Below are 25,034 nucleotides of genomic sequence, written 5' to 3' on the forward strand. Positions count from 1 at the left end.
GGCGGGGCCTGGCCACTCGCTACGACAAGACCCCCGAAAGCTACGCCGCGGGACTCCACCTACGCGGGTCCGTTCTCTGGCTCCGCAGCCTCCCAACCCGATGATCCGAACCCAGAACAGGCCCTAGCCCGCCGGCCCGTACTTCGGGGCGCAGACCGCGGCGAGCTGTGGGTCGTACTCCGCCCGGGTGGGCGGCGGATCGTCCAGCCGGTCGGTCCGCGTGGTCAGGGTGGTGTGGGGGCCGAGCCGGGAGCGCTCCGCCTGCGCGGCGGCGATCCGGTAGGCCTCCTGGGCGTCCCGCAGCCCCGCCCGAATCCGCACCGGCCCACCTGTGCAGTCCAGGTGGACGTCCGCGAGCCGCAGCGCGCGGTGGAGCGGCTGCTGGACGACCTGGATGCTCTGCACCTTGAGATGCGGGATGATCTCGGTCCGTTGCCACAGGCGGCCGGACTGGGTGACGAAGACCCGGTCGTCGGCGCCGCAGCGGATGTGACGCCAGCGCAGCGGAGCCAGCAGCCGGGCCCGGCCGGGTGGCGGCAGCATCGCCACCGCGCCGAGGTCGACCTCCGGAAGCAGGCGCTCTATCAGTGCGACGGCCTGCGCGCGCGGCGCGACGGGCAGCAGCATGCTCCGGGCCTCCCCGGCGACGTTGATCTGCACCTCGACCCAGCCGGGCCACCGCCACAGCGGGGACGAGCGCAGGCGGATCGCCTGTACCCGGCCGTGCGGAACGGTGTGATGGGCGCGGTTCAGCAGCCCGCCGCGGACCCGTAGGCCGTCCGGCGACTCCGACACCGTGAAGCGGTAGCCGCTGGCGAAGCGGCGGAACGACGTTCGCCAGACTCCGACCAGCGCCGGTGCCACCGCGACGAAGCCGGCGAACGTCCCGGTGAGCAGGGCCGGGGTGATGAGAACGAAGGCCGCGGCGAGCGCCAGCCACGGCGCGGGGGACAGTGCGATCGAGGCGGCGAGGCGCCCCGGCGGCACCACGGTGAGCGGCCGCTCGGGCGCCTCGCCGATGTCGGGCGCGACACCCGCGGCGCGGGCGAGCAGCTCCGCCCGCAGGGTCCGCGCACGCTCCAGCGAGAGGTAGCTGAGGCTGGTGCCCGACTCCTCGTCCCCGTCGTGCGCGCCGCCGAGGTCCAGGCGGAGGACCGCGAGCCCGGCGGCCCGGGCCAGCAGCGGCTGCGCGATCTCGACCGCCTGGAGGCGGTCGAGGCGGACGTCCCGGAAACGCTTGAACAGCAGGCCGGTCTCGAGCCGGATGCTCTCGGCGCCGACACGGTAACGGGTGAACCGCCAGGCACAGTAGCCGTAGGCGGACGCGGTCGGCAGCAGAAGAAGCAGAGTGATCAGCACCCCGCGGGCCGAGATCTCCTCGACGAAGTTCCTGAGCACGCTGGCGGCGACGGCCCCCACCAGCAGCCAACCTCGCAGCAGGGGCGTCAGCGGATGGAGATGGTGATACTCGTCAGCCGGCTCCGAGCCCGCCGAGGTCAAAGCCCGACCGCCCGGTCACGGCCGCGCTCGGCCAGTGCGTCCCGAAGCCGGGCCGCCTCGGCCGGTGCCAGACCTGGAATGACCGCGTCGGTGGTGGCGGCGGCGGTGTGCAGGCGCACCTGCGCGACGCCGAAGCGCCGCGCCAACGGTCCGGCTGTGACGTCGACAAGCTGCATCCGGCCGTAGGGGACCACGGCGAGTCTGCGCACCAGGACGCCATGCTGGACGAGCAGGTCGTCGTCGCGTTCGGCGTACCGCCAGGCATCCCAGGCCCGGCCGATCGCGTGCCAGGCCCAGACCGCGGCGCCGAGCGGCGCGAGCGCGGCGAGCAGCCCGGGTGGGCCCAGGAGGGTGCCGCCGACGAGCGCGGCGAGCGCGGCCGCGGGCAGCGCACCGGCCGCGAGCAACAGCCGCCGCAGCCGCCGTAGCTGCGGGGACAGCCCCCGCCAGGCCTGCGGCGGGACGCGCCACAGGTCCGGCATCGACACCGTGTCCGGTAGGTCGAGCGGCGCAGGGCCCATCTGGCAACCATAAGTGCTCAAGCCGGGATTTCCCGGAGGTTCAGGCAGTGCGCGGATCAGCGCGGCGGATCAGCGCGGCGGATCTGTGCGCGGGTCCCCTGCCGAACCGGTGGGGGAGCCATGCTGCTTTCGGCTGCCGGGCGCATCGGCGGTGTCGGCAGTGTTGGCGGTATCGGCAGTGTCGGCGGCGTCGGCGGAATCGGGTGGTTCGGTGGTGCGCGCGGTTTCCGCGGCCTCGGGGCCGTTGGTCTGCTCCTCGTCAAGCATCTGCAGCCGGGACATCTCGTAGGCATGGTCGATGGTGTCGGTGCCGAAGTCGGCGAAGGCACCGGACGGCGCGATTCCAGGCTGGTCGAGTTCGGCGGCCGCGGCCGCGTCATCGAGCGGGACGGGCCTGGCAGGCGCTGCCTGGGCTGCCCGCAGCGCCAGCGCCCGGTCCGCCGAGGCCGTGGGATGGCTGGGCCACCACACGGCCGGCCCGACGTCCAGCGCGAGCGCCGGCACCAGGATCGAGCGGACGATCAGGGTGTCCAGGAGTACCCCGAAGGCCACCAGGAACCCGACCTCGGCGAGCTGGACGAGGGGGAAGATGAGCAGCACCGCGAAGGTGGCGGCCAGCACCACCCCGGCCGAGGTGATCACCCCGCCTGTCACTGCGAGCCCGCGTTGCACACCGGCCCCGTGCCCGATCCGGCCCGCCTCCTCGCGGACGCGTGTCATCAGGAAGATGTTGTAGTCGACGCCGAGCGCCACCAGGAAGATGAACCCGACGAGCGGCAGCGCCGGATCGATGCCGGGGAAGCCGAAGACGAAGTGGTAGATCAGCGCGCTCGCGCCCAGCGCCGCGAAGAACGACAGCACGACGGTGCCCATGAGGAGCAGCGGCGCCACGATCGCGCGCAGGAGCAGCGCGAGAATCAGCAGCACCACGACGAGCACCACGGGAATGATCACTTCGCGGTCGCGTACCGCGGCGTCGCGAACGTCGAGGTTCACGGCGGTGTTACCGCCGACGAGCGCCCCGGCACCGGGTACCGCGTGGACCGCGTCGCGAAGAGCTTCGACCGTGCGGAAGGAGTCCGAGCTGTCCGGCGGTGCCTCCAGGATCACCAGGAACTGGACCAGGTCGGCCGTCCGGCCGTTCTCCGCCGCCGCGGCCACACCCGGGACGGCGCGTACGGTGGTGGCCACCGCGTCGGCCTGTGAGGCGTTCGCGACGACGAACGTCGGAGCCGTGACGCCCGGTGGGAAGCTCTGCTCGGCGAGATGCTGGCCCTCGACCGATTCGACCTGGTCACGGAAGGCCTCGTCCTGGCGCAGGACGCCGGGCAGGACGAGCATGCCGAGCACCAGCGCGCCCAGCGCGACCGTCGTGGTGATCCAGATGACCCGCGGGTAGCGCGCGATGGCGGCGCCGGCGCGGGCCCAGGTGCCGCTGCCGGTCTCCTCCGCCTGCTCGTAGTGGCCCAGCCGCGGCACGAACGGCCAGAACAGTCGCCGACCGCCGATCACCATCGCGGCCGGCAGCAGCGTGAGCATCGTTACCAGCGCGACGATGATGCCGATCGCGCAGACCGGGCCGAGCCCGCGGTGCGAGTTCAGCTCACCGAGCAGCAGGCACAGCATTCCGATGATCACGGTGCCGGCGGAGGCCAGGATCGCCGGGCCGGCCCGGCGCAGCGCGACCCGCATCGCCGCGGCGGGCTCGGCGTACCTGGTGAGCTCCTCCTGGTAACGGGCGATGAGCAGGAGCGCGTAGTCGGTTCCGGCACCGAAGACGAGGACTCGCAGCATGCCCGCGCTCTGGCCGTTGACCGTGAGGTCGGCGTGCCGGGCGAGCAGGTAGATCAGGCCGGCAGCCGCCTGGTCCGCGATGCCGACCGAGAGCAGCGGCACGATCCAGAGGAAAGGGCTGCGGTAAACCAGCAGCAGAATCACGGCCACAATGGACGCGGTCGCGAGCAGCAGCGCGTTCTCGATCTCCGCGAAAACATCATAGGTGTCGGCCACCAGGCCAGCCGGACCAGTCACGGCGGAATCGAGACCAGGTTCCGCCGCGGCTGCGTTGTCGCTGATGTTCCGCATACGAACGATATCTTCGGTGAACTGTTCGGCGTCCGTCGACTGCGGCAGCGGAACCGTGAGCACCACGGCTTTGCCGTCGCCCGAGGGCACGGCGGGCGGAATGGTGTTCGCCGCGAACTCGCCGAGATCGGCCCGCAGTGCCTCGGCGACCTTCAGATCGTCCGGAGTGAGACCGGCCGCCCGCGCCAGGATGATCACCGCGGGTACGGCGTCACCGCCGGGCAGGGTCCGCTGCGCCTCCAGCAGGCGGGTCGACTCGGCGTCCTCCGGCAGAAAGGCCGAGGCGTCGTTCGTCTGGGCGTCCGTGAGCCGGAAGGCGAGCGGGCTGACCGCCACGCCGACCGCCAACCAGCACAGGACGATCAGACAAGGTACAAGGCGCGCTGAACGCGACCGCCGTACCGGGTGCCCCGGGCCCGGGGCATGCCCTGGGCCTGCGGGCAGCGCCGCACCGGCTGGCTCCGCACCGGCTGGCTCCGCACCGGCTGGCTCCGCGGCACCGTCGGGACGCGGCTGGCCCATGCTGCGCCCTCCCTCGTTCACCTGCCGGCTTTCCGCCGATGCTGCCAGCTCGGAGCGTCACGCGCGCGCCGCGCCGGCTGATCTCACGCGGCGGGCGGTGAATAGACACCTGGCATGACGATCCGTATCGGGACGATAGCGGTGTGCGCCCGACATGCCGAGTGCGGCGGAAAGTATCAGTCCTGTCAAGGGCGGTACCGAGCGCTCCGGCCCGTCGGTTGCTGTCCCGACAAAGACATCGGATCGGGCGGGTGCTCGTCGCATTCTTCCGGCATTGTGGACGAGGGCCCGATGGTGGCGGAACGCTGCCATGGCGAATGCTTTTCGATGCGGCGCGGAGAATCGTGCCGCCATTATCTGGGGGTGGAACTGTGGACGAGCGGGACGCGGTCCGGCAGGTCACGGCCGCATCCGGCCGGGGTGGCAGCGGCGCGCCGTCGCGACGCGGGCACCGGGTCGCGGGGCGGTGCGGGCTGCTGCTCGCGGCGGCGACCCTGACCGTGGCGTCCTGCCAGAGCGGCGGGTCCACCTCGACCGCCGGCGGCCGGCCGGGTACACCGACCTCGGCGGCATCCCTGCCCGCCCCCTCGCCGTCGCCGACCGAGGCCACGTTGAACGCCGAGGACTACGTGCTCACCGAGGGCCCGATCACCGCCGGGTTCACCGCGTCCCCCGCGGACCCGCAGTCCAACTCGGACGACATCTCCATGGTCGAGGTGGCCCGCTGCCTCGGAGTGCCGGCCGAGCAGCTGGATGACGAGGACCAGGATTCCGCCGACGGCCCCGACTTCACCAACGACGCCGACAGTCTGATCTCGATCTCCTCCTCAGCCCAGATCGTCTCTGCGGAGAAGGCCGCGGCCGACCTGCAGATTCTGACCAATCCCCGGTTCGGGGAGTGCTTCGGTCAGGCGCTGCAGGCCGAGTTCGACGCCAGCGCGAGCAGCGGCACCACGGTTGAGATCGTCGCCGCGGAGACGCCCCCGCCACCGGCCGGAGCCCAGGGCCTGCTGCGGATCAGCATGGGAGTGACGGCAGGCGGGGAGACCGTCGGCCTGGTCCTGGACAACCTGTTCTTCATCAAGGGGCGCGTCGAGGTCTCGGTGAACTACTCCAACGTCGACAACCTGCCGTCCCAGGAGCACCTGCAGCGGATCGCGGACCAGATCTCCGGCAAGGTGCAGATCCAGTGACCGGCGGATGACCGCGGATGACAGCGGGCGGCGGGCGGACCCCTCAGCGGGCCGCCCACGCGATCGCGATCTCCGCCGCCACCGCCGCGTTGTTGCGTACGACGGCCAGGTTGACCTCGAGGCTCGCGCCACCCGTCTCGGTGTGGAAGGTCGCCAGCAGAAACGGTGTGACGGCCTTGCCGCGCAGGCCCTGCTCGTCCGCGCGGCGCAGCGCGGTCCGTAGCACCTCGTCGTGCACGGCCGGGTCGAGGGCCTGCCCGGCCGGCACCGGGTTCGCGACGACGATCGCGGACGCCAGGCCGAGACCGTCCCGGGTCGCCATGGCGTCCGCCACCTCCCGGGCATCCCGGACCGTCCAGTCCAGCCTGCGGCCGGTGGTCGGGAGATAGAAACCGGGGAAGTCGGCGGTCCGCCAGCCGAGCAGGCTGACCCCGAGCGTCTCCAGGCGCTCGAGGGTCGCGTCGACATCCAGGATGGACTTGACCCCCGCGCTGACAACGGTCATCGGCGTGGTGGCCAGCGTCGGCAGGTCGGCGGACTCGTCGAAGGTCTCGGCGGCGCCGCGGTGCACCCCGCCGAGGCCACCGGTCGCGAACACCCGGATGCCGGCGCGGGCCGCCAGGACGGAGGTGGCCGCGACCGTCGTGGCGCAGGTGCGGCCCAGCGCGGCGGCGGCGGGCAGGTCGCGGACGGACGCCTTCGCCACCGCGGGGTCGTCGGCGATGCGGGTGAGCCCGGCCTCGTTCAGTCCGACCGTGGGAACTCCCTCGATCACGGCGACGGTGGCGGGGATGACGCCGCGGGAGCGCAGCATCCCCTCCAGCTCCGCCGCGAACCCGCGGTTGCGGGGGCGCGGCAGGCCGTGCGCGATCAGCGTCGACTCGAGCGCGACCACCGGCTCGCCGGCGGCCAGGGCGGCCTCGACCTCGGCGGAGACTGACAGAACCGGACCCGTCCGCACCATGCGCCGACTGTATGACCGGTTCGGGGCGGTCAGATGGCCTGCGCGCGGACAGGGGCCGCCACAGCCAGCCCGGACCGCTGCTGGTCGACGTCGACGACGACCTCGTCACCGTCCCGGATCTCCCCGGCGAGCAGCTTGCGGGCAAGCTGGTCGCCGATCGAGGTCTGGACCAGGCGGCGCAGTGGCCGCGCCCCGTACACCGGGTCGTAGCCGGCGTCGGCCAACCAGCCCTTCGCGGCGTCGGTCACCTCGAGCGCGATGCGGCGATCCGCGAGACGCCCGCGCAGCCGGTCGATCTGGATGTCGACGATGCGGGTCAGGTCCTCCCGCCCGAGCTGCTCGAAGACGAGGACGTCGTCCAGCCGGTTCAGGAACTCCGGCTTGAAGGCGTCGCGCACCGCGACCATGACCGAGTCGTGCCGGACCTGCGGCGGGAGCGTCGGGTCGGCGATGTAGGACGACCCGAGGTTCGACGTGAGGACCAGGATCGTGTTGCGGAAGTCCACCGTGCGGCCCTGGCCGTCGGTCAGCCGCCCGTCGTCGAGGACGGCGAGCAGCACGTCGAAGACATCGGGATGGGCCTTCTCGACCTCGTCGAGCAGGATCACGCTGTAGGGGCGCCGCCGGATCGCCTCGGTGAGCTGGCCGCCGGACTCGAAGCCGATGTAGCCGGGCGGAGCGCCGATCAGCCGTGCGACCGAGTGCTTCTCCGCGTACTCGCTCATGTCGATCCGCACGACCGCGCGCTCGTCGTCGAACAGGAAGTCGGCCAGCGCCTTGGCCAGCTCGGTCTTGCCGACGCCGGTCGGCCCGAGGAACAGGAACGACCCGGTCGGCCGGTCCGGATCGGAGATACCGGCCCGCGCGCGGCGGACCGCGTCCGACACGGTGCGCACGGCCTCGTCCTGACCGATGACCCGGCGGTGCAGCTCCTCCTCCATCCGCAGGAGCTTGGCGGTCTCCCCCTCGAGCATGCGGCCGGCGGGAATGCCCGTCCAGGACGCGACGACCTCCGCGACGTCGTCGGGGCCGACCTCCTCGCTGAGCATCGCGCCGCCGGGCGAGTCGGAGCCGGCAAGCGCGCCGGTGGCGTCGGCGAGGCGCTTCTCCAGCGTCGGGATCGTGCCGTAGCGCAGCTCCCCGGCCTTGGCCAGGTCGAGGTCGCGTTCCGCCATCTCGGCCGCGCGCCGGGCGTTCTCCAGCTCTTCCTTGATCTTCTGGACCTCGGAGATGGAGTTCTTCTCCCGCTGCCAGCGGGCGGTCAGCGCGGACAGCTCCTCGCGCTTCTCCGCCAGCTCCCGCTGCAGGCGGTCGCGCCGCTGCCGGGAGGCGTCGTCGTTCTCCTTGGACAGCGCCATGTCCTCGATCTCGAGCCGGCGGACCGCGCGCTCCAGCTCGTCGACGGCGACGGGCCGGCTGTCGATCTCCATCCGCAGTCGGGAGGCGGCCTCGTCGACCAGGTCGATCGCCTTGTCGGGGAGGAAGCGGGCTGTCACATACCGGTCGGAGAGGGTGGCCGCGGCGACCAGTGCCGAGTCGGTGATCCGAACCCCGTGGTGGACCTCGTAACGCTCCTTGAGACCACGCAGGATGCCGATGGTGTCCTCCACCGACGGCTCGCCGACCATGACCGGCTGGAAGCGGCGCTCCAGCGCCGGGTCCTTCTCGATCCGGCCGCGGTACTCGTCGAGCGTGGTGGCGCCGATCATGCGGAGCTCGCCGCGGGCCAGCATCGGCTTGAGCATGTTGCCGGCATCCATCGCGCCCTCGGCCGCGCCGGCGCCCACCACGGTGTGCAGCTCGTCGATGAACGTGATGATCTGGCCCTCGGCCTCGCGGATCTCGGTGAGCACCGAGGTCAGCCGCTCCTCGAACTCGCCGCGCAGCTTCGAGCCGGCGACCATGGAGCCGAGGTCGAGCGAGACGATCCGCCGGCCGCGCAGCGACTCCGGCACGTCGCCGGCGGCGACGCGCAGCGCGAGGCCCTCGACGATGGCGGTCTTGCCGACGCCGGGCTCGCCGATGAGGACCGGGTTGTTCTTCGTGCGGCGGGACAGCACCTGCACGACCCGGCGGATCTCGGTGTCACGCCCGATGACCGGGTCGAGCTTGCCCTCGCGGGCGCGGGCGGTGAGATCGATGGAGTACTTGTCGAGCGCCCGGTAGGCCCCCTCGGGATCACGGCTGGTCACCCGGCGGGCGCCACCGCGGACCCGCTCGAACGCGCCGCGCAGTGCGTCCGGGGTCGCCCCTGCCTCAGCGAGGACGCGGGCCGCCTCGCCGCCCTCCTCCGCGAGGGCCACGACGAGGTGCTCGACCGAGATGTACTCGTCGCCGAGCCGCCCCGCCTGCCGCTCGGCGTTGTTGAGGACGGCGACGAGCTGGCGGGACAGCTGGGGTGGGGCGACGTTCGCGCCGGCCGCACGGGGAAGCCTGCCGACCGCCGCCTCCGCGCGCGAGCGCACCGACTGCGCCTCGGCGCCCACCGCGTCGAGCAGGGCCGCGCCGACCCCGTCGTGTGCTTCCAGCAGAGCGGCCAGCAGGTGCAGAGGGTCGACGAGCGGAGATCCGTCGCCGGTGGCGCGGCTGATCGCGGAGGACAGCGCCTCCTGCGAGCGGGCGGTGAGACGGTCAGCGTTCATGGCGATCCCAGTGTCTCGGAGCGATCCGGTGTCAGGCGGTGCCGAAGGTGTCGGCTCCGCGTGATGGGTTCTGTGTCGGACGGCGCCGGACGGCACCGTCTCCTCCGGTAACGACACTCAGCATACCTGAGTCATTCCCGCTCAACTTGTCGGACTTCGCGGCTCGTGTCCGCCGGGCGGCCCGCCCATGGCGGGCGAGGCGGGTGAGGAGACGAGGTGGGCGAGGAGACGAGGTGGGCGGGGACGGGCAGAGGAGCGAGGGAGGTGGGCGCGGACAGGTACGGGGCCCGCGCCCGGCCGGACCCGGCGTCAGCGGCGGTGACCGGGCCGCCAGACGACGACCGCGCCGCGCTCGATGGGGACGAGATCACGGCGGTGGCTGGCATGCGCCTCGGCGACGCGACGGTCGGCCTCGGCGCGGGCAGCGGCCAGCTCCTCGGCGAGCTGGCGGACCTGGGCCTGCAGCGCGACGACCTGGGCACCGAGGCGCAGGATCTGCCGGATGCCCTCCAGGTTGACGCCCTCCTCCTGGGAGAGGCGCTGGACCTCGCGGAGCAGTGCCACGTCACGGGCCGAGTAGCGGCGTCCACGGCCGGCGGTGCGGCCGGGGGTCACCAGCCCGAGCCGGTCATAGGACCGCAGTGTCTGCGGGTGCATGCCGGCGAGCTGCGCCGCGATGGAGATCACGTAGACCGGCGCGTCATCGTCGTGAGCTGGTCCGGCCGCGGGGCCCGGGGGCTGGTAGTAGCCGGGCGCCGGTTCGTGGGTGGGGTGGGAGGAGGCTGGTGCGCCGGCTGGAGTGGGCTGGCCGCCGGCCAGCCCGCCGGTTCCCGGCCGGGAGCGGCTCCCGGCGCGGCCCGGAGTCTGGGGCGGATCGGACGTACGGTTCGGGCGCGCGTTCATGCCCGTCCCTCCATCTGGGCTATCAGGGCTTCACGGGGGTCCTCGGGATGCGCCCGCGCGAACTCCTGGAGCGCGGTGCGCGCCTTCGGTGAGAGCTCCGACGGTTTGGGCACCGTGACCTCGAGCGTGACGATGAGATCGCCGCTCTCCCCGCCGGGGCGCGGGACACCGCGCCCCCGGGCGCGCAGGCGGCGGCCGCTCGAGGTGCCGGCCGGGACCTTGACCGTCAGCGGGGTGCCGTCGATCGTCGGCACCTTCACGGAGGCACCGAGGGCCGCCTCCGTGATGGTCACCGGCAGGCTGATGGTCAGGTTGTGGCCTTCCCGGCCGAAGACGGGGTGGCTCTGGACGTGCACGGTGACCTCGAGGTCACCGGCGGCGCCGCCGCGCTCCCCGGGCGAGCCGCGCCCGCGGACCCGGAGCCGCTGCCCGTCGCTGACGCCCGCGGGGATGCGGATGCGCTGCTCGCGCTCCCGGCGCCCGGTACCGTGGCAGTCGGCGCAGGGATGGTCGATGAGGCTGCCCTTGCCCAGGCAGTCCCGGCAGGGCTCGGAGAGCGCGAAGCCGCCCTGGGATCGGGAGATCACGCCGAGGCCACGGCAGACCGGGCAGGTCCGCGGCGAGGTGCCGGGCCGCGCGGCGGTGCCGCCGCAGGTGGTGCAGGTGGCGGCGCCCGGCAGTCGCACCGTGGCCTCGAGCCCGGTCAGCGACTTCTCGAACGGGATCGTCACCTCCGCCGCGATGTCGGTGCCGCGACGGGGCGCGCGGCCGGGCGACGACCGCTGGAAGAGGTTGTCGAAGATCCCGCCGAAGCCGGCCCCGCCACTGCCGTTGAGCAGGTCGTCGAGGTTGATGCCCGACGTCGGGCCGTAGCCACCCGGCTGGCCGTAGCCGCCCATGCCGCCGCGCCCGCCGCCGGCACCCGGATACGCGCCCGAGGCGAACAGCGCGCGGGCCTCGTCGTACTCGCGCCGCCGGGTCTCGTCGGAGAGCACGTCGTAGGCCTCGGAGACCTCCTTGAACCGTGCCTCCGCCTTGAGATCCCCGGGGTTCTTGTCGGGGTGCAGCTCCCGCGCGAGCCGGCGGTACGCCTTCTTGATGTCGGCCGCGGAGGCGTCCTTGGGGACGCCGAGAGCGGCGTAGTAGTCCTTCTCAACCATGTCGCGAACACTCACGGCGCCCCTCCTTCCGTCATGAACGAACCCGGCACGCGGGTATCGGAAGCATCCGGGCGGGCAGAGCCACCCGGCCGCCGGTCAGATCGGGGCGGGCCGGCCCGACCGGTGCGGAACACCGGGCGGGCGGCACGCGAGCGGTCCATCGGCATGGTTCAGTTGGCCATCTCTTCAGTCGGCGCTGACGGTCGGGCCCCCGCGGTCCGGCCCGGGAACGCTGCCGGTGTCGTCCGGGAGGGGAGCGTTCTCCCTTCCGGGAGACGCGCCGCCGGCCGGCTGACCCTCGTCCGGGTGTGCCCCGACGTGCCCGGTATCACCAAGAGTGCCCGATGTGGCCCCCTCGAGCCCGATGTCCGGCCCGTCGCCGCCGTCCTCAGCGGGCTCCGCGACCGCTACCTGCGCGGCCCGCAGCACCGCGTTGCCGCGCCGGTAACCCGAGCGGAAGATCTCCACGCAGGTCGTCTCGCTGACGTCCGACCGGTACGAGTGCAGCAGCGCGTGGTGCAGGTGCGGGTCGAACAGCTCGCCCGGCGTGCCGAACCGCTCCAGGCCGGTCGTCTCCAGCGCCGCCTCGAGGGACTCGGCGATCGCCTTGAACGGCCCTTCGAGGTCGCCGTGGTCCCGCGCGCGGCCGATGTCGTCCAGAACGCCCAGCAGTGCGGTGAGCAGCTTGGAGACGGCCTGGTCGCCCGCGGCGTCCCGCTCCCGGGCCGCCCGGCGCCGGTAGTTGTCGAACTCCGCCTTCAGCCGCTGCAGGTCGGCGGTCCGCTCACCGAGCTGACGCCGCAGCGACGCGACGAGCTCGGAGTCGGTCTCGCCACCGGCCGGTTCCGACCCTGCTGGGCCTGGCCCGCCCGAGCCCGATCCGGCCGGGCCGGAGCCCGACCCGGCCGGGCTCGACTCGGCACCGGTGCGGACCTGCCCGGTCTCCGGATCGATGCGCCTCCGGTCCCTGACCACGGGCTCCTCCGAGCCGGCGTCCCCGCCGGCCCGGCTGTCGTCCAGTCGGTGCTCGTCGTGGGGGGACGTCACTTCTTGTCCTCCTCGTCGACGATCTCGGCGTCCACCACGTCGTCGTCGGTTGAGGACGCGCCAGGGGCACCGCCCGGGGCGCCCGGGGCACTCGCGGCCTGCGCGTACATCGACTCGCCCATGGCCTGGCTGGCCTTGGTGAGCTCGTCCGCGGCCTCGCGGATGGCGGCGGTGTCGGTGCCGCCGACCGCGCCCCGCAGCGTGCCCAGCTTCTCCTCGACGTCCGACTTCACGGTGGCGTCGATCTTGTCGCCGTTCTCGGCGAGGAAGCGCTCGGTCGAGTACACGAGCGACTCGGCCCGGTTACGGGTCTCGGCCTCCTCGCGGCGCGTGCGGTCCTCCTCGGCGTACTGCTCGGCATCCTGCACCATGCGGTTGATGTCGTCCTTCGGCAGCGCCGAGCCGCCGGTGATCGTCATCGACTGCTCCTTGCCGGTGCCCAGGTCCTTGGCGGAGACGTGGACGATGCCGTTGGCGTCGATGTCGAAGGTGACCTCGATCTGCGGCATGCCGCGGGGAGCCGGCGGCAGGCCGGTCAGCTCGAACATGCCGAGCTTCTTGTTGTAGGCCGCCATCTCGCGCTCGCCCTGGAAGACCTGGATCTGCACGGAGGGCTGGCTGTCCTCGGCGGTGGTGAAGATCTCCGAACGCTTCGTCGGGATCGTCGTGTTCCGCTCGATCAGCTTGGTCATGATGCCGCCCTTGGTCTCGATGCCCAGGGACAGCGGGGTGACGTCGAGCAGCAGGACGTCCTTGACCTCGCCCTTGAGGACACCGGCCTGCAGGGACGCGCCGACGGCGACGACCTCGTCGGGGTTGACGCCCTTGTTCGGCTCCTTGCCGCCGGTCAGGTCACGGACGAGATCCACGACGGCGGGCATCCGGGTGGAGCCACCGACGAGCACCACGTGGTCGACATCGCTGATCTTGATGCCGGCGTCCTTGACCGCCTGCTGGAACGGGCCCTTGCAGCGGTCGATGAGGTCCTGCGTCATCCGCTGGAACTCCGCGCGGGTCAGCGAGACGTCCAGGTGCAGCGGGCCCTCGGCGGACGCGGTGATGTACGGCAGGTTGATCGACGTCTGGGACGACTGCGACAGCTCGATCTTGGCCTTCTCGGCAGCCTCGCGCAGGCGCTGCAGCGCCATCTTGTCCTTGCCGAGGTCGACGCCGTGCTGGCCGTTGAAGGTCTTGATCAGGTGATCGGTGATCCGCTGGTCCCAGTCGTCACCGCCGAGCTTGGTGTCACCGGAGGTCGACTTGACCTCGACCACGCCGTCGCCGATCTCCAGCAGGGACACGTCGAACGTGCCGCCACCGAGGTCGAAGACCAGGATGGTCTGCTCCTTCTCGCCCTTGTCCAGCCCGTAGGCGAGGGCGGCGGCGGTCGGCTCGTTGACGATGCGCAGGACGTTCAGACCGGCGATGGTGCCGGCCTCGGTCGTCGCCTGGCGCTGGGCGTCGTCGAAGTAGGCGGGGACGGTGATGACCGCGTCGGACACCGACTCGCCCAGGTACGCCTCCGCGTCCCGCTTGAGCTTCTGCAGGATGCGGGCGCTGATCTCCTGGGGGGTGAACTCCTTCGCGTCGACCTTCATCTTCCAGTCGGTGCCCATGTGGCGCTTCACCGACCGGATGGTCCGCTCCACGTTCGTCACGGCCTGCCGCTTGGCGACCTCGCCGACGAGCACCTCGCCGTTCTTCGCGAAGGCCACGACAGACGGAGTCGTCCGGGAACCCTCGGCGTTGGCGATCACCGTGGGCTCTCCACCCTCTAGCACGCTCACGACGGAGTTCGTGGTGCCGAGGTCGATACCGACCGCTCGTGCCATGTCTGTATGCCTCTCGATCTGCAGGCCCGCCTGGTGGAGACCGGCGGGACGCTCCCTGGTTGGTATGAGCCCGTCGACCGGGCCCGGCGCCGAGGCCCCGAGGTGCGCTCGACTCCCTGTGCCCGATGGCCGTGCTCGGCCGCACGCCTCTGGCGCCCGGACCGGGCACCCGGAGTCGAGCGCCCGGAATTGACTTGAGTATGGTCCGCTCAGGATGAACGAACCTAGAATAGCCCCTCGAACCTGAGTCTTGTCCACTCAATAGTTCTCCGCCTGGCAGGCGGCTCTCGCCGGTCACCCGTCTGTCACCTTACGTGATGTAGATGTTGCCTGGTGAAGCAGGGAACGGCGTGGCCAGCATCGAGTACCGGCTCGACGTATGTGTCAGGCGCGGAGAGTGATTGAGGTTGTGGAGGCGCGACGGCGCGGGGATTCTGCCGTGCCCGTGCCCTGGTGCTGGGCGGAACTCAGACACGCGTCGAGGGCGGCGCCCAGAGGACGCCGCCCTGCGGGCACCCGCCCGGCGCACGGTGCGGCGGGCTGATCCCGGGGAACCCGGTGACGGCTACCGACCGGAACCTGGCTCCATGGGGCCGCTGTCGTCGCCCTCGGAACGGGTGGCCTGCCGGTCGCCGCGGGGCAGCCGCTTCTCGGGGTAGGGCCGGCCGCCGGCCGGCCCGATCGAGCTCCCGCCCCGCTCGGGCCGCACCGAAGCCAGGATGCGACCGCGAAGACCGCCGCCCGGCCGGCTCCCGGGCACTCCCTGGGCCGGCGCGCCGATCCCCGGCCCGGCTGTGTCGGTCAGGTCGCCGAGGTCGTGGGCGACACCCACGCCGGCCCCGGAAGGGGCGGCTCCGGCGGTGTTGGCGGAGCGGGAGGTCGGCAGGCCGGCACGGTCGATGAGGTCGGCCTGTCGGGCCAGATCGGCTTCGATCTGCGCCAGCCGGTCGAGCATGCCGGATGCGTCGCCGCCGCTCTCCCGGATGCCGCGCAGGGCGTCCATGAGCGTGAGCCACTGGTCCCGGTCGACCACGACGTGCTCGGCGAGGCGGTTCGAGGAGAACGGCGGAAAGAGCCGCTGTGCGGCGGAGATGACCTGCTGGACCTGGCCGGGGTTGAGCCGTCCCGGCCGGTTCCGGACGTAGTTGACCACGTCCTTGACGTTGATGACGGTCACCCCGTCGACCGCGCCGTCCTTCCACAGGACGCTGGCCTCGACCATGACAAGGATCGGGAAGGTCGGGATCGTCAGCGCCGGCAGGGCGGCACGAACCTGGTTGCGAACCTCGCCGCCGAGCCAGGCGGCCTTGTCGATCACGGGTTTGAGGGATTCGCCGTCCACGACGGCGCCGCCCTTGCTGTAGCGGACGACGCCCTTGTTGGTGTCGCTGCCGAGGATCATGACCCCGCCGGGCCCGACCAGCAGGTGCCCGATCGTGACCTGCGAGTAGGGGACGGCCCGGTCGTGCATGATGGAGTACCCGTGCCGGCGCAGCCGGGCGATCGCCCGGGCCGTCTTGCGTTCGGCCTCGGCCGCCTCGCGCAGCGTCTCGACGTCCGGCGACGCCCCGAAGGCGCCCACGGCCACACCGCCCGGCCAGATCACGAGCAGGGCCACGAAGACGGTGATCCCGAGGCCGGGCATCCCGAGCCCGAAGCCGATGACCAGGCCGAGACCCAGGCCGACGACAGCGGCGCGGATGGCGGCGCGGGGGACCTCCCGGGAGATGCGGTCCCGCCGCACCATTGCCTGGTGCTCGCGCGCCCGCAGATACTCAGTGTGCTGAGAGAAGCCCGGCCGCCCGGCCCGGCTCGTCGCAGGCCTGGTGCTAGTCGCCATCGTGCCCACCATGGATCGCAGGGTCGTCAACGTCGTCGGGTCCCGTCCCCAGGAACGCACCGGCCGTTCCGGTGGCGGCGCTGTCGCCGGCCGGCCGCGCCGCGTGCCCGGACCCGCGCAGCCGAGGGCTGCGACGGCCCGGACTGGGCACGCACCCATGGTGAGCGACACCCGGGATCATCACAAGTGTTGACATCGGCACTCGGGATGATCCACGACAGGCGGGCCCAGATCGCCAGCACGTCGTTGCTGCGCGCGCCACCAAGCCGTCGGCCGAACCGCCATCCACGCCCTCCTGCTCGGATCGTCGGGTTGGCGCTGCGGCCGGGTCGACCGGCCGGGTCGACATGGACATCCCACGTGGTGCAGTGGTCCCGGCGGAGGCTCGGCGTGCGGCCGGACGGACGGGACGGTGACGGGCTCGACGGGACGGACGGTGCTGGACGGGTGCAGATGGTGCTGAACGGGTGCAGACAGTGTGGAAAGTTGTGATTCCGATGGTTGTCTACCACTCAAAGTAGCAGGCTCCGTAGTGTGCGGGGCAAGATCGGCCCAATTGGTGCCCGATCTCGCGACGCTCGGACCACGGCGTGGCAGGGTCGGAGGCGACGGAGGCGTCGAGGCGGGCGCCGGGCGGGCAAAGGGGTCGCGTGTGGCGACGCCGAGCGGGTTCGGTCGCCGGTTCCGGGGCAGGTCGGGAAGCGCCGCGGCGGGTGGGCGCATGGTGTGGTGGAGTGCGTCAGGTGATCCGGACGTGTCTCTGGTCACTCCGCTAGTCGCCGCTAACGCCGTCGCGGCAAGGCTTGCTCTTCAGAGTGCGTCCGGCGCCAGCCGTGCAGGGTGAGGGACAGCCGTGCAGGGTGAGCTGGTCGCGGAGCGCTCCGCGGCGGTGTCCGTTGGTGTATGCCTGTCCGGGCCGGTAAGTTACCCGTGAGTACGGGCAGGCTGGCCGCGCCGCCGGGCAGTACGAGAGAAGCGCAGCACGGGATAGCACGGACTGATGGAGGACCTGTGAGAATCGCGATCGGTGGAGCGATCACGCTGATCGCTCTCGCGGTGGCCGGCCGCCGCGTCTTCTGGCTGACCAGACTGATCAGATCCGGCCAGCCTGCCGAGGGGCGTCTCGACGATCTGCCGACCAGGATCTGGACGGAGATCAGCGAGGTCGGCGGCCAGCGCAAGCTGCTCAAGTGGTCGGTGCCCGGCCTGGCCCACTTCTTCACCTTCTGGGGATTCACCATCCTCGGGCTCACGATCGTCGAGGCCTACGGCGCCCTGTTCGACCATGACTTCCACATCCCGCTGTTCGGGGACTGGGCGATCATCGGGTTCCTTGAGGACTTCTTCGCCGTGGCGGTCCTCGCCGGCCTGCTCACCTTCACGATCATCCGGATACGCAACGCGCCGGCCCGGCTGGAGCGCAAGTCCCGCTTCTACGGCTCCCACATCGGCCCGGCGTGGGTCATCCTCGGGATGATCACGCTGGTCATCGTGACCTTGCTGATCATGCGTGGTGCGCAGTTCAACGCCGGTACCCACCCGCAGGGCGACACCAGGTGGGCCTTCGCCTCCTGGCTGGTCAGCCTCCCGCTCGATGTCTTCTCGGAGCACACCAACGAGATCATCGAGACGATCTTCCTGCTGGTGAACATCGCGATCATCATGGGCTTCCTGGTGCTGGTCGTCTACTCCAAGCACCTGCATATCGGCCTCGCTCCGCTCAACGTGATCCTCAAGCGTGAGCCGGTCGCCCTGGGCCCGCTGGGCACGACTCCGGACATCGAGAAGCTGATGGAGGAGGAAGAGCCCGTCGTCGGCGTCGGCAAGGTCGAGGACTTCTCCTGGAAGGCCATGCTCGACTTCGCCACCTGCACCGAGTGCGGGCGGTGCCAGAGCCAGTGCCCGGCCTGGAACACCGGCAAGCCGCTGTCGCCCAAGCTTCTGATCATGGACCTGCGGGACCACCTCTTCGCGAAGGCCCCCTACCTGCTCGGAGCCAAGGGCGCCGAGGAGGGCGAGGAGGCGTCGAAGGCGGTCACCGGCGTCTCCGAGGACGCGTCCTCCAAGCACGCGGTGCACCACGTGCCCGAGTCCGGCTTCGGCCGGGTGCCCGAGCCCGGTCAGCCCCAGGCCGACCGTCCGCTCGTCGGGACGGAGGAGGAGGGCGGGGTCATCGACCCCGACGTCCTGTGGTCGTGCACCAACTGCGGGGCCTGCGTGGAGCAGTGCCCGGTGGACATCGAGCATGTCGACCACATCGTCGACATGCGCCGCTACCAGGTGATGATCGAGTCGGCGTTCCCGTCCGAGGCCGGCGTCATGCTGCGCAACCTGGAGAACAACGGCAACCCGTGGGGTGTCTCGCCGCGGTCGCGTACCGAGTGGACCGAGGGCCTGCCGTTCGAGGTCCGCATCCTCGACGAGGGCGAGCAGATCCCGGACGAGGTCGAGTACCTCTACTGGGTCGGCTGCGCCGGCGCCATCGAGGACCGGGCCAAGAAGGTCGCCCGCTCGTTCGCCGAGCTGCTGCACACCGCCGGCGTCGAGTTCGCCGTTCTCGGCAGCCAGGAGTCCTGCACCGGCGACCCGGCCCGCCGCCTCGGTAACGAGTACCTCTACCAGGAGATGGCCAAGGCCAACATCGAGCTGCTGAACGAGACCGGCGTCAAGAAGATCGTCGCGACCTGCCCGCACTGCTTCAACAGCCTCGCGCGGGAGTACTCCGCCCTCGGCGGCACCTACGAGGTCGTCCACCACACGCAGCTGCTCGGCAAGCTGGTGGAGGAGCGCAAGCTCGTCCCGATCACCCCGATCGACTCCTCGGTCACCTACCACGACCCGTGCTTCCTCGGCCGGCACAACAAGGTCTACACCCCGCCGCGGGAGATCCTCGAGGCCATCCCGGGCATCCGCGGGCAGGAGATGCACCGCTGCAAGGACCGCGGCTTCTGCTGCGGCGCCGGCGGCGCGCGGATGTGGATGGAGGAGAAGATCGGCAAGCGGGTCAACGTCGACCGCATGGAGGAGGCCCTCGGCCTCGACCCCGACGTGGTCTCGACGGCCTGCCCGTTCTGCATCGTGATGCTCTCCGACGCCGTCACCGAGAAGAAGCTCGCGGGTGAGGCCAAGGAGAGCGTCGAGGTGCTCGACGTCTCGCAGCTGCTCGCCCGGTCGCTGGTCGCGCCGCCCGCGGCGGAGGGGACGCCGGCGATCGCCGGCTCCCCGGTGGACGGAGTGTGACCCGAGGCCGAAGGGCCTGAACAGAACAGAACGGACGGGGCACGGCCGCTGGCTGTGCCCCGTTGCCGTGTGCGGCGCCGGGCCGGGCCGGCGCCCGCCGGGTGGATCGGGTGGATCAGGTGGATCAGGTGGTGCGGGCCGTGTCGGTGAGCTCGGGAACCGCCGTCCGGGTGAAGTCGCGGTAGGCCCGGGACGGTGTGGGTCCGCGCTGCCCCTGGTAGCGAGATCCATAGATCGCCGAGCCGTAAGGATGCTCGGCCGGCGTCGACAGCCGGAACAGGCACAGCTGGCCGATCTTCATTCCGGGCCAGAGCTTGATCGGCAGTGTCGCCACGTTGGACAGCTCCAGCGTGACGTGCCCGGAGAAGCCCGGGTCGATGAAGCCCGCCGTCGAATGGGTCAGGAGGCCGAGCCGGCCCAGGCTCGACTTCCCCTCGAGGCGCCCGGCGAGGTCGTCGGGCAGGGTGATGACCTCCAACGTCGACCCGAGCACGAACTCGCCGGGGTGCAGGACGAACGGCTCGTCTCCGTCGGGCGCCACGAGCTCGGTGAGGTCCTCCTGCTCGACGGCGGGGTCGATGTGGCTGTAGCGGTGGTTCTGGAAGACCCGGAACGCGCGGTCGAGCCGCAGGTCGACGCTGGAGGGCTGGATCAGGCGCTCGTCGTAGGGATCCAGCCTGACGCGGCCCGTCGTGATCTCGGCTCGGATATCCCGGTCTGACAACAGCACGCCACGGACGCTACCGCAGAGCCTGACGACCCAGGCGAAACGTCCGGTAGCCGGGCCGCCATCGGACTCGTGCGTGTGCGAGCGCCGGCCCTTTGGGTAAGAGAGGCTCGAAATCCGCGCGAGGTCGCCACCGGCGGAGCGCTGTTGTCGGCGGTGGCGTGACCGTCTCGGTGGCCTGACAGCCTCGGCGGCGCAGGACGATCCAGGATGGGGACTGATGCTGGGGCTACCGGATCACATCAGGGCATGTCTGTTCGATCTCGACGGTGTCCTGACACGCACCGCGGCCGTGCACGCCGCCGCCTGGAAGGAGATGTTCGACGACTTCCTGGAGAACTGGGCCAGCCGCTCCGGCGACCCGTTCGTCCCGTTCGACATCGACACCGACTATCCCGAGCAGGTCGACGGCCGGCCGCGGGTCGACGGCGTCCGCACGTTCCTGGACTCCCGCGGGATCCACATCCCGGTCGGCGCGCCGGGCGACCCGCCGTCCGCGATGACCGTCAACGCGCTCGCGACCAGGAAGAACATCCTGCTCCAGAGGAAGATCGACGAGGACGGCGTCGAGGTGTTCGCCGGGTCGGTGCGGTACCTGGAGGAACTGGACCGCGCCGGCGTTCCGCGGGCGGTGGTGTCGTCCAGCGCGAACTGCGCCCAGGTGCTGCGGGCCGCCGGGATCGAGCACTTCCTGCCGGTCCGCGTCGACGGCCAGACCGCCCCGGAGCAGGGCCTCGCGGGCAAGCCCGCCCCTGACACCTTCCTGGCCGGGGCGGCGGCGCTGAACGTCCCGGCCTCCGCCGCCGCGGTCTTCGAGGACGCTGTGGCGGGCGTACAGGCCGGGCGGGCCGGTGGCTTCGGCTGTGTGGTCGGCGTCGACCGGATCGGCCATGCCGAGGCCCTGCGGCACAACGGGGCCGACATCGTGGTCACGGATCTCGCGGAACTGCTCGAGGGGCTCTCCAGCTCGTCGGGGTCCTCCGGCGCGGTGACGGCCGGGAGGGCCGTGTGATCGGCAGGCCGGTCTACCCCGTCGAGGCCTGGTCACTGACGGAACACGGTCTCGACATCGACGATCTGTCCCGGTCCGAGTCCCTGTTCGCGCTCGCGAACGGGCATGTGGGTCTGCGCGGGAACCTGGACGAAGGCGACCCACACGGGCTTCCCGGCACCTACCTCAACTCCGTCCACGAACTGCGCCCGCTTCCGTACGCGGAGGCGGGCTACGGCTATCCCGAGTCCGGGCAGACCATGATCAATGTGACGAACGGAAAGATCATTCGTCTGTTGGTGGACGACGAGCCGTTCGACGTCCGCTACGGGGATCTGCTCGCCCACTCCAGAACCGTCGACTTCCGGGCCGGGGTGCTGCGCCGGGATGTCGACTGGGTCTCTCCGGCCGGCCAGCGGATCCGAATACACAGTCAGCGGCTGGTGTCCTTCTCCCAGCGTTCCGCCGCGGCAATCCTCTACGAGATCGAACCGGTCGACGCCTCCGTGCGGGTCGTGATCCAGTCCGAGCTCGTCGCCAACGAGCAGCTGCCCGTCCGCCGGGGTGATCCGCGTGCCGCCGCCGAGCTCGAATCGCCGCTCGTCTCCGAACGGCATCGCGCCCGTGACGCCATGGTCGAACTGGTCCACCACACGCGGCACAGCGATATCCGGGTCGCGGCCGCGATGGACCACATCTTCGACGGCCCACGCTCGCTCGGCGTCAGCTCGGAGAGCGAGCCCGACGCCGGGCAGGTCACCGCCACCGCCGTCCTGGCACCCGGCGAGAAACTGCGCATGGTCAAGTTCCTCGCCTACGGCTGGTCCGAGCAGCGTTCGCTGCCCGCGCTGCGCGACCAGGCCGTCGCCGCCCTGGTCGCCGCCCGCCAGACCGGATGGGAAGGGCTCGTCGCCGAGCAGCGGGACTACCTGGCGGAGTTCTGGCGCGGCGCGGACGTCGAGGTCGATGGCGATGCCGAGGTGCAGCAGGCCGCCCGCTTCGCGCTCTTCCATGTTCTGCAGGCCGGCGCGCGGGCCGAACGCAGGGCCATCCCGGCGAAGGGCCTCACCGGCCCGGGCTACGACGGCCACGCCTTCTGGGACACCGAGAGCTACGTCCTGCCGGTCCTCACGTACACCGCCCCCGCGGCCGCCGCCGACGCGCTGCGCTGGCGGCACTCCATTCTTCCCCTCGCCCGCGAACGCGCGCAGCTGCTCAACCTGGACGGCGCCGCCTTCCCCTGGCGGACCATCCACGGCGAGGAATGCTCCGGATACTGGCCCGCGGGAACCGCCGCCTACCACGTCAACGCAGATATCGCCGACGCCGTCATCAGATATCTGTGGGCCACCGAGGACGAGCACTTCGAGCTCGAGTTCGGGCTCGAGATCCTGATCGAGACGGCGCGGCTGTGGCGCTCCATCGGCCATCACGACCTCTCCGGGCGCTTTCGCATCGACGGGGTCACCGGGCCGGACGAGTACTCCGCGCTCGCCGACAACAACGTCTACACGAACCTGATGGCCCAGCGGAACCTCATCGGGGCGGCCGACGCCGTGCGACGCCACCCCGACCGCGCGCGGGCCTTCGGCGTCGACGCGGAGACCGCTGCCAACTGGCGGGACGCCGCCGATGACATGTTCATTCCCTACGACGAACGCCTCGGCGTCCATCCGCAGTCAGAGGGCTTCACCGAGCACCAGGTGTGGGACTTCGAGAACACCAGGCCGGAACAGTACCCCCTGCTGCTGCACTATCCCTATTTCGACCTGTACCGCAAGCAGGTCGTCAAACAGGCCGACCTGGTACTCGCGATGCAGCGTCGCGGCGACGCCTTCACCGCCGAGCAGAAGGCCCGCAACTTCGCGTACTACGAAGGACTCACCGTCCGGGACTCCTCGCTGTCGGCCTGCTGCCAGGCCGTGATGGCCGCCGAATGCGGGCACATGGCGCTCGCACACGACTACCTGCGGGAAGCCGCCTTCATGGACCTGAAGGACATCGAGCACAACACGGGCGACGGCCTCCACGTCGCCTCCCTCGCCGGCAGCTGGATCGCGCTCGTCGAAGGCTTCGGCGGGCTGCGGGACAACGGCCGGCTGCTCTCCTTCACCCCCCGGCTCCCCGAAGGCCTCACCCGTCTCGCGTTCCGGCTGCGGGTCCGCTCCCGCCGGCTGCACGTCGAGGTCCTGGACTCCTCCGCCACCTACACCGTGGTCGAAGGCGACGCGATCTCCATCCTTCACCATGGCGAACAGGTCCGGATCGGGCCCGACGAGCCGTGCAAACTGGACATCCCCCCGTTCCCCGCGCGGGAACGGCCCCGCCAGCCCGCCGGCCGCGAGCCCCTGCGCTTCCTGCATCAGGCGGACGGCGTCTCGGTGGGCCGTCCCGACCTGCCCCATCTTTCGCACGCCAGAACCACCCGCGCCGAGCAGACCCGCGCCGAAGCCACCCACGCCGCCACCCAGCATGCAGCCGATCCTCACCCGGGCACCTGACCAGGGCAGGTGACCGCACCGCCAGTCCTGACGAAAATTCCGCGGTGCTGGGCAGCCCCCCGACGTCGACGTCCAGTAGGATGCGGTTGCACCACGCGGGCGTAGTTCAGAGGCAGAACACGAGCTTCCCAAGCTTGCAACGCGGGTTCGATTCCCGTCGCCCGCTCCACTCTGGGAGACGTGTGTCAGACGGGGTCTGACCTGGTCGTTTCGCCATTTTGCCGGAGGGGGCCGAGCCCCCCCGAGCCCCCCACGGCGTTCGGGCGCGGGGCTTATGGGGTTTGGGACGTGGCCCTGGGGCCCTGGGGGTGGGTGCTGGTCGGGCGGCGGTGTCCGGTGAGTGTCTCGGCGGGGCCTCGGTGTCGGGGTGGCTGGCTGGCTGGTGATGGTTCAGGCTGGGTGTCCTGGGACCATGTCGCGGATGTCCTGGAAGCTCAGCTGGTTGAGAGGCCCGTCGTACTCGCTGCCGGTGGGGCTGATGACGAACGCGGAATGGTCGCCGACGTCCGTCATTGCCACGACGGGGCCGGCGAACCAGGCGGGCGGGGCCGTGAGGATCGGCATTCCGAACGGTCCCGGTGACCAGGCGCAGTGGGCGAACTTGTCGAAGTCGTCGCCGGTTCTTTCGCCGAACAGTTCCGCGAGGGCCCGGTCGGAGGCGTCCAGCAGGTGCAGGGCCAGGTGGGTGGCCCGCCGGGCCAGGCCGAAGGTGTGGTTGGTGTGCGAGATGCACACCAGGTAGCGCGGCGGATTGATGCTGCACTGGGTGTGGAAACCGATGAGGCAGCCGCTGCGCTCGCCGTCCACAGCAGTCGTCACGATGGCCATCGGGTAGCTGATGGCGCTGATCGCGTCGTGGAACGCGGGCGGCTGAGTCATGGGCGCTGCTCCTTACCGGCTGGCGATCTCGTCCGCTCACCTGCCCGGGATGCGCCGTCTCATGCCACGGGTCCGGGTCAGTGGTCGGCGTACCTGCCGTTGCAGCTGTAGGTGCGGATCCGGCCGTCGCCGCTGTCATCGACGTAGCTCAGTCTGAGGCTGCCGCTGTAGATCCAGCCGGCGGTGGACGTGCCGTCCAGCCGGGCCCACCACCACACATTGTCGTGCTTGTTGACCACGCTGCAGTGCAGCCAGACCTTCAGCCCCTTGGCGAGCCTCGAGACGGTACCGCAGGCGGCGTAGGGCCCGGTGCGCAGCGCGGTGTCCTCGACGAGGACACCGTAGCCGTCGCCGTTGTAGGTGTGGCTCGGGCTGGCCGGGCAGCTGGTCGCCGCGGCACTTGGCGTCGCGGCCGGGTTCGGCGCCGCGCTGGTGCGCGGGGCGCGGGAGGGGGTCCGCGAGGCTGGTGCGGGGAGGGTCTCTTGGA

16 protein-coding genes, 1 tRNA gene and 1 pseudogene are annotated in these 25,034 nt (G+C 71.3%); 5 read left to right on the top strand and 13 right to left on the bottom strand.

Annotation, left to right across the window (positions count from 1 at the left end; translation table 11 throughout):
• Positions 1 to 123: 123 nt before the first annotated feature.
• From AB1460_RS27480 to AB1460_RS27490, 3 genes are all read right to left on the bottom strand, one after another.
• Positions 124 to 1,419, bottom strand: coding sequence for a PH domain-containing protein (locus tag AB1460_RS27480; RefSeq protein ID WP_368965009.1), 1,296 nt, complete (start codon positions 1,417 to 1,419; stop codon positions 124 to 126).
• Between the two features lie 77 nt (positions 1,420 to 1,496).
• Positions 1,497 to 2,021, bottom strand: coding sequence for a PH domain-containing protein (locus AB1460_RS27485; protein WP_420497387.1), 525 nt, complete (start codon positions 2,019 to 2,021; stop codon positions 1,497 to 1,499).
• A 69-nt stretch (positions 2,022 to 2,090) separates the two neighbouring features.
• Positions 2,091 to 4,628: an MMPL family transporter gene (locus AB1460_RS27490; RefSeq protein ID WP_368965010.1), complete on the bottom strand. Its 2,538-nt coding sequence runs from the start codon at positions 4,626 to 4,628 to the stop codon at positions 2,091 to 2,093.
• 371 nt (positions 4,629 to 4,999) lie between these two features.
• Here AB1460_RS27490 and AB1460_RS27495 point away from each other — a divergent pair, with 371 nt between their 5' ends.
• The gene (locus tag AB1460_RS27495; RefSeq protein ID WP_368965011.1) at positions 5,000 to 5,821 is read left to right on the top strand and encodes a hypothetical protein; all 822 of its coding nucleotides are present in this window, start codon (positions 5,000 to 5,002) and stop codon (positions 5,819 to 5,821) included.
• A 43-nt stretch (positions 5,822 to 5,864) separates the two neighbouring features.
• Here AB1460_RS27495 and AB1460_RS27500 read toward each other — a convergent pair whose 3' ends face one another.
• The 7 genes from AB1460_RS27500 to AB1460_RS27530 form a co-directional block, all read right to left on the bottom strand.
• Positions 5,865 to 6,785: a pseudouridine-5'-phosphate glycosidase gene (locus tag AB1460_RS27500; RefSeq protein ID WP_368965012.1), complete on the bottom strand. Its 921-nt coding sequence runs from the start codon at positions 6,783 to 6,785 to the stop codon at positions 5,865 to 5,867.
• Positions 6,786 to 6,814: 29 nt separating this feature from the next.
• Positions 6,815 to 9,427, bottom strand: a complete 2,613-nt coding sequence (gene clpB / locus AB1460_RS27505) for an ATP-dependent chaperone ClpB (protein WP_368965013.1) — start codon at positions 9,425 to 9,427, stop codon at positions 6,815 to 6,817.
• Positions 9,428 to 9,736: 309 nt separating this feature from the next.
• Positions 9,737 to 10,330 (bottom strand): heat shock protein transcriptional repressor HspR, encoded by a 594-nt coding sequence (locus AB1460_RS27510; RefSeq protein WP_368965014.1) that lies wholly within the window; start codon positions 10,328 to 10,330, stop codon positions 9,737 to 9,739.
• Positions 10,327 to 11,505 carry a molecular chaperone DnaJ gene (gene dnaJ, locus AB1460_RS27515; RefSeq protein WP_368965015.1) on the bottom strand — a complete coding sequence of 393 codons (1,179 nt, stop codon included), beginning with the start codon at positions 11,503 to 11,505 and terminating at the stop codon, positions 10,327 to 10,329. Before dnaJ ends, AB1460_RS27510 begins: the two co-directional genes overlap by 4 nt.
• A gap of 171 nt (positions 11,506 to 11,676) precedes the next feature.
• Positions 11,677 to 12,537, bottom strand: coding sequence for a nucleotide exchange factor GrpE (gene grpE, locus AB1460_RS27520; protein WP_368965016.1), 861 nt, complete (start codon positions 12,535 to 12,537; stop codon positions 11,677 to 11,679).
• Positions 12,534 to 14,369 carry a molecular chaperone DnaK gene (gene dnaK, locus AB1460_RS27525; protein ID WP_368965017.1) on the bottom strand — a complete coding sequence of 612 codons (1,836 nt, stop codon included), beginning with the start codon at positions 14,367 to 14,369 and terminating at the stop codon, positions 12,534 to 12,536. The genes grpE and dnaK overlap by 4 nt, the downstream gene beginning before the upstream one ends.
• A gap of 565 nt (positions 14,370 to 14,934) precedes the next feature.
• Entirely contained in the window at positions 14,935 to 16,116 is a 1,182-nt protein-coding gene (locus tag AB1460_RS27530; RefSeq protein ID WP_368965018.1) for a nuclease-related domain-containing protein, read from the bottom strand.
• A gap of 1,104 nt (positions 16,117 to 17,220) precedes the next feature.
• Here AB1460_RS27530 and AB1460_RS27535 point away from each other — a divergent pair.
• Positions 17,221 to 19,449: a (Fe-S)-binding protein gene (locus AB1460_RS27535; protein ID WP_368965019.1), complete on the top strand. Its 2,229-nt coding sequence runs from the start codon at positions 17,221 to 17,223 to the stop codon at positions 19,447 to 19,449.
• A gap of 124 nt (positions 19,450 to 19,573) precedes the next feature.
• Here the strand turns inward: AB1460_RS27535 and dcd are convergent, their stop codons facing one another.
• Positions 19,574 to 20,179 carry a dCTP deaminase gene (gene dcd / locus AB1460_RS27540; RefSeq protein ID WP_368965020.1) on the bottom strand — a complete coding sequence of 202 codons (606 nt, stop codon included), beginning with the start codon at positions 20,177 to 20,179 and terminating at the stop codon, positions 19,574 to 19,576.
• Between the two features lie 217 nt (positions 20,180 to 20,396).
• Between dcd and AB1460_RS27545 the strand changes: the two genes are divergently transcribed.
• The 3 genes from AB1460_RS27545 (at position 20,397) to AB1460_RS27555 (ending at position 23,837) form a co-directional block, all read left to right on the top strand.
• Complete coding sequence (locus tag AB1460_RS27545) at positions 20,397 to 21,188, top strand: HAD family hydrolase (RefSeq protein ID WP_368965021.1); 792 nt, start codon at positions 20,397 to 20,399, stop codon at positions 21,186 to 21,188.
• Entirely contained in the window at positions 21,185 to 23,668 is a 2,484-nt protein-coding gene (locus tag AB1460_RS27550) for a glycoside hydrolase family 65 protein (protein ID WP_368965022.1), read from the top strand. Before AB1460_RS27545 ends, AB1460_RS27550 begins: the two co-directional genes overlap by 4 nt.
• Positions 23,669 to 23,763: 95 nt before the next feature.
• A tRNA-Gly gene (locus AB1460_RS27555) sits at positions 23,764 to 23,837 on the top strand.
• A 221-nt stretch (positions 23,838 to 24,058) separates the two neighbouring features.
• Here AB1460_RS27555 and AB1460_RS27560 read toward each other — a convergent pair.
• Together AB1460_RS27560 and AB1460_RS27565 are read right to left on the bottom strand one after the other, a co-directional pair.
• Positions 24,059 to 24,547 carry a flavin reductase family protein gene (locus AB1460_RS27560; RefSeq protein WP_368965023.1) on the bottom strand — a complete coding sequence of 163 codons (489 nt, stop codon included), beginning with the start codon at positions 24,545 to 24,547 and terminating at the stop codon, positions 24,059 to 24,061.
• A gap of 77 nt (positions 24,548 to 24,624) precedes the next feature.
• Positions 24,625 to 25,034, bottom strand: a pseudogene (locus tag AB1460_RS27565) (serine/threonine protein kinase); the annotation flags it as partial.

The sequence above is a fragment of the Parafrankia sp. FMc2 genome, assembly GCF_041008525.1.
In the GTDB taxonomy this organism is placed as follows: domain Bacteria; phylum Actinomycetota; class Actinomycetes; order Frankiales; family Frankiaceae; genus Parafrankia.

Coding starts and splice junctions, on each gene's coding strand:
- AB1460_RS27485 (WP_420497387.1), bottom strand. CDS start 2,021: ATGGGCCCTGCGCCGCTCGACCTACCGGACACGGTGTCGATGCCGGAC.
- AB1460_RS27490 (WP_368965010.1), bottom strand. CDS start 4,628: ATGGGCCAGCCGCGTCCCGACGGTGCCGCGGAGCCAGCCGGTGCGGAG.
- AB1460_RS27500 (WP_368965012.1), bottom strand. CDS start 6,785: ATGGTGCGGACGGGTCCGGTTCTGTCAGTCTCCGCCGAGGTCGAGGCC.
- clpB (WP_368965013.1), bottom strand. CDS start 9,427: ATGAACGCTGACCGTCTCACCGCCCGCTCGCAGGAGGCGCTGTCCTCC.
- AB1460_RS27510 (WP_368965014.1), bottom strand. CDS start 10,330: ATGAACGCGCGCCCGAACCGTACGTCCGATCCGCCCCAGACTCCGGGC.
- dnaK (WP_368965017.1), bottom strand. CDS start 14,369: ATGGCACGAGCGGTCGGTATCGACCTCGGCACCACGAACTCCGTCGTG.
- AB1460_RS27530 (WP_368965018.1), bottom strand. CDS start 16,116: ATGGTGCGGCGGGACCGCATCTCCCGGGAGGTCCCCCGCGCCGCCATC.
- AB1460_RS27545 (WP_368965021.1), top strand. CDS start 20,397: ATGCTGGGGCTACCGGATCACATCAGGGCATGTCTGTTCGATCTCGAC.
- AB1460_RS27560 (WP_368965023.1), bottom strand. CDS start 24,547: ATGACTCAGCCGCCCGCGTTCCACGACGCGATCAGCGCCATCAGCTAC.